This is a genomic window from Streptomyces oceani (genome assembly GCF_001751245.1).
Classification (GTDB): Bacteria; Actinomycetota; Actinomycetes; order Streptomycetales; family Streptomycetaceae; genus Streptomyces; species Streptomyces oceani.
Map to the genome: position 1 here is coordinate 97991 of NZ_LJGU01000112.1, position 2928 is coordinate 100918.

Here is a 2928-nt window from a genome sequence, read left to right on the forward strand (position 1 = left end):
CCGGCACCGCCGACGCTCCGGCGGCGACCCGCTGGCCTGCGGTGTCCGGCTGCTCCTCCAAGGCCCGGAAGGTGACGGGCAGCCCGGTCTCCTCGGTGAAGCCGGCCGCCTGCTCGCGCAGTTCGGCCGTGAGGTCGACCGGCCCGGCGAAGCCGGAGCCGTGCCGCAGGTCGGCCAGCAGGTCGCGGGACTCGGCGGCGGCGCGGCGGGCGGCGCGTGCCACCTCCTCGGCCTGGCGTCGCACGGTGGCCGGGTCCGTACGGCCCGCCGAATGGGCCAGACCGTCCGCAGAGAGCGCGAGGCCGTGCAGCGTCTTGGCCACCGAGTCGTGCATGTCCCGGGCCAGCCGGGCGCGTTCGGACTCGACGGCCTCGCCGACGGCGATCCGCGCGCGGGCCTCGGTCAGGGCCTGGCTGGCGGTGCCGAAGTGGAACATCAGGTTGCGCAGGGTCACCCCGACCACCCCGGCCGCCACGCAGAAGCCGGCCAACAGCAGGGTGCTGGCGGGCGACTCGAGGCGTTCGGTCCAGGCGTTGTAGGAGACGGCCAGTACCAGGAGTTGCAGCCCGGTGAAGATGCCGGCGCCGCGCCAGCCGTACAGCAGTCCGGCCAGCAGCGGGGTGCTGACGGTGGCGTAGCCGACCGGGGAGTTGGGGCTGGCGGTGAGCAGCAGGAGGGCGAGGAAGAGGACGTCGGCGCCGAGCAGGGCGGGGAAGCGCAGCACGACGGGGCCGAAGCGTTCCCAGTCCCGCAGCAGGGCGTACGACACCACGAAGGTGATCAGGATGGAGCCGCCGACGAGCCAGTCCCCGATGCCGCCGGCGGAGCGGCTGAGCGCGAAGGGCGCGCCGATGGCGATCATCGCCAGCCGGAAGCCGAACACCTGGCGGCACAGCGCCTGCAGGGCGTTCAGCTGGATGCGGAGCCCAGGGGTGGGGGCGTCCTCGCTGAGCACCGGGTGCTCGGCGGCTGACCGCTCGTGCGGGGCGAGCGGGCTGCCGTACGGGCCGGCGGGTGGCGGCGCGGCGTAGGGGTCACCACCGGCATCGGCATCGGCATCGGCCAGCGCAGCGGCTGACGGGCCGTCGGCGCTGTCGCGGCCAGCGGCGGGGCGGCCCGTGGCCGTACGCAGCCGGTCGAGGGACTGACGCAGCATGCCACTCACCCGTTCAGGACGGAGCCGAAGTCGGTGTCGGAGCCCAGGAGGAAGGTCGCCACGATCAGGATCAGGGTGCCGGGCAGCAGGAAGGCGATCGTGCTGATCGTCGCCTTGGGCACGGTCTTGGCGGCCTTGCGGCGGGCGTTCTGCGCGTCCGTACGGCGCATGTCGGTGGCGATCTGCACCAGGGTGTCGGCGATCGGGGCGCCCAGCTCCTCGCCCTGTTGCAGCGCGGTGACGAACTGGTCGACCTGCTCGGAGGCGTTCCGCTTGCGCAATTGGCCGAACGCCTCACGGCGGCTGACGCCCATGTCCATCTGGCGCAGGGTGATCTGGAGTTCGTCGGCCCAGGGGCCCTCGTACCGGGCGGCGACCCGCTCCAGCGCCTGCCGGAAGCCGAGCCCGGCGGACACGACGACGGCGAGCACGTCCAGGAAGTCCGGCAGGGTGCGCTCGATGACCTGCTTGCGCTCCCGGATGGCCTGGAGGAGCGACAGGTCGGCGGCGAACCAGCCGAAGCCGAGGACGAACAGCGTGAACAGCGGGCTGCCCGCGGACAGTCCGACCAGTCCCATCACGATGCCGAAGACGCCGTAGACCGCGCGGCGTGCGGCGTACCGGTCCAGGGTGAGGCCGCCCGGGTTGCCGGCCTGGTCGATCCGGTGGCGCTTCTTCTGGATCAGCTTGGGGCCCATCAGCCGGAGCACGGCCGGGGCGAAGCGCATACCGAGCCGGTCGACGGCCTGTTCGTGGCTGCGGGCGCGGCTGGCGCCGACCTCCAGGGCCAGGGTGAGGTCGGAGGGCAGCTTCGTCTCGGCGCGGTACATCCGGACGCCGGCGAACAGGCCGAGCAGCGACAGCGCGGCGAGCAGGCCGAGCAGCGGCGGGATCACGACGTACGCACCTCCTCAGACATCGATTCTGCCCAGGCGGCGGATGACGGCGAAGCCGATCGCGAATAGCGCCACCGCGACGAGCATGGCGACCTGGCCGAGCGGGCTGCCGGTGACCTTGTCCAGCGCTCCCGGCGACATGGAGTTCATCATCAGCATGGCGCCGAGGCCCAGGATCGGGATGGTGTAGGCGGTGGCGTTCACCTCGGCGAGCATCGTACGCACCTCGCGCCGGGTCTCCTTGCGTTCCTCGAGGGTCTCGGTGAGGTTGCGGAGCGAGGTGACGATGGTGCCGCCGGCCCGGTTGGCCAGTACGAGGGTGGTCACCAGGACGACGAGTTCCCGGGAGGGCAGGCGTTCGGCCAGCTCGTTGAGGGCGTCGTCGATGGAGCGGCCGACGGCCAGTTGGTTGGCGACCAGGGTGAGTTCGTCGCCGGCCGGCGAGTCCAGTTCCTCGGCGGCCATGCCGAGGGCGGTGCGCAGGGCGAGGCCTGCGGAGGTGGCGTTGGCGAGGATGCGGGCTAGCTCGGGGAGTTGGCCGATGAACGCCTCGATGCGTTTCTGGCGCTGCCAGCCGAGGAAGAGGTTCGCGGCGAACAGGCCGACGAGGGCGGCGATCGGCCCGAAGAACGGCGCCAGCAGCGAGCCCGCCACCAGCCACAGTCCGGTCACCCCGGCCAGTACGTACACGGTGAACTCGCCGGGTGTCACGTCCAGTCCGGTGGCGGCCAGCTTCAGGTCCAGGCGGCGGCCCAGGCGCGTACGCCGCAGCCGTCGGTCCACGGCGCCGAAGTGCCGGCCACGACCGGAGGGCGGGCCCAGCTCGGCGCCGGTGCTGGCGAGCCGGTCGAGCAGCGCCTCGCGCTGCGCGCGGCC

General features: G+C 72.8%; 3 protein-coding genes. All 3 read right to left on the reverse strand.

Annotated features, from left to right (window positions below; genetic code table 11):
• The coding region (locus tag AN216_RS05855) for a histidine kinase (RefSeq protein ID WP_070195516.1) at positions 1-1156 on the reverse strand (1156 nt) is incomplete at its 3' end.
• A 5-nt stretch (positions 1157-1161) separates the two neighbouring features.
• Positions 1162-2052, reverse strand: a complete 891-nt coding sequence (locus tag AN216_RS05860; RefSeq protein WP_070195517.1) for a DUF5936 domain-containing protein — start codon at positions 2050-2052, stop codon at positions 1162-1164.
• 15 nt (positions 2053-2067) lie between these two features.
• Positions 2068-2928 (reverse strand): type II secretion system F family protein (locus tag AN216_RS05865; protein WP_070195518.1); only part of this gene is annotated, 861 nt, incomplete at its 5' end.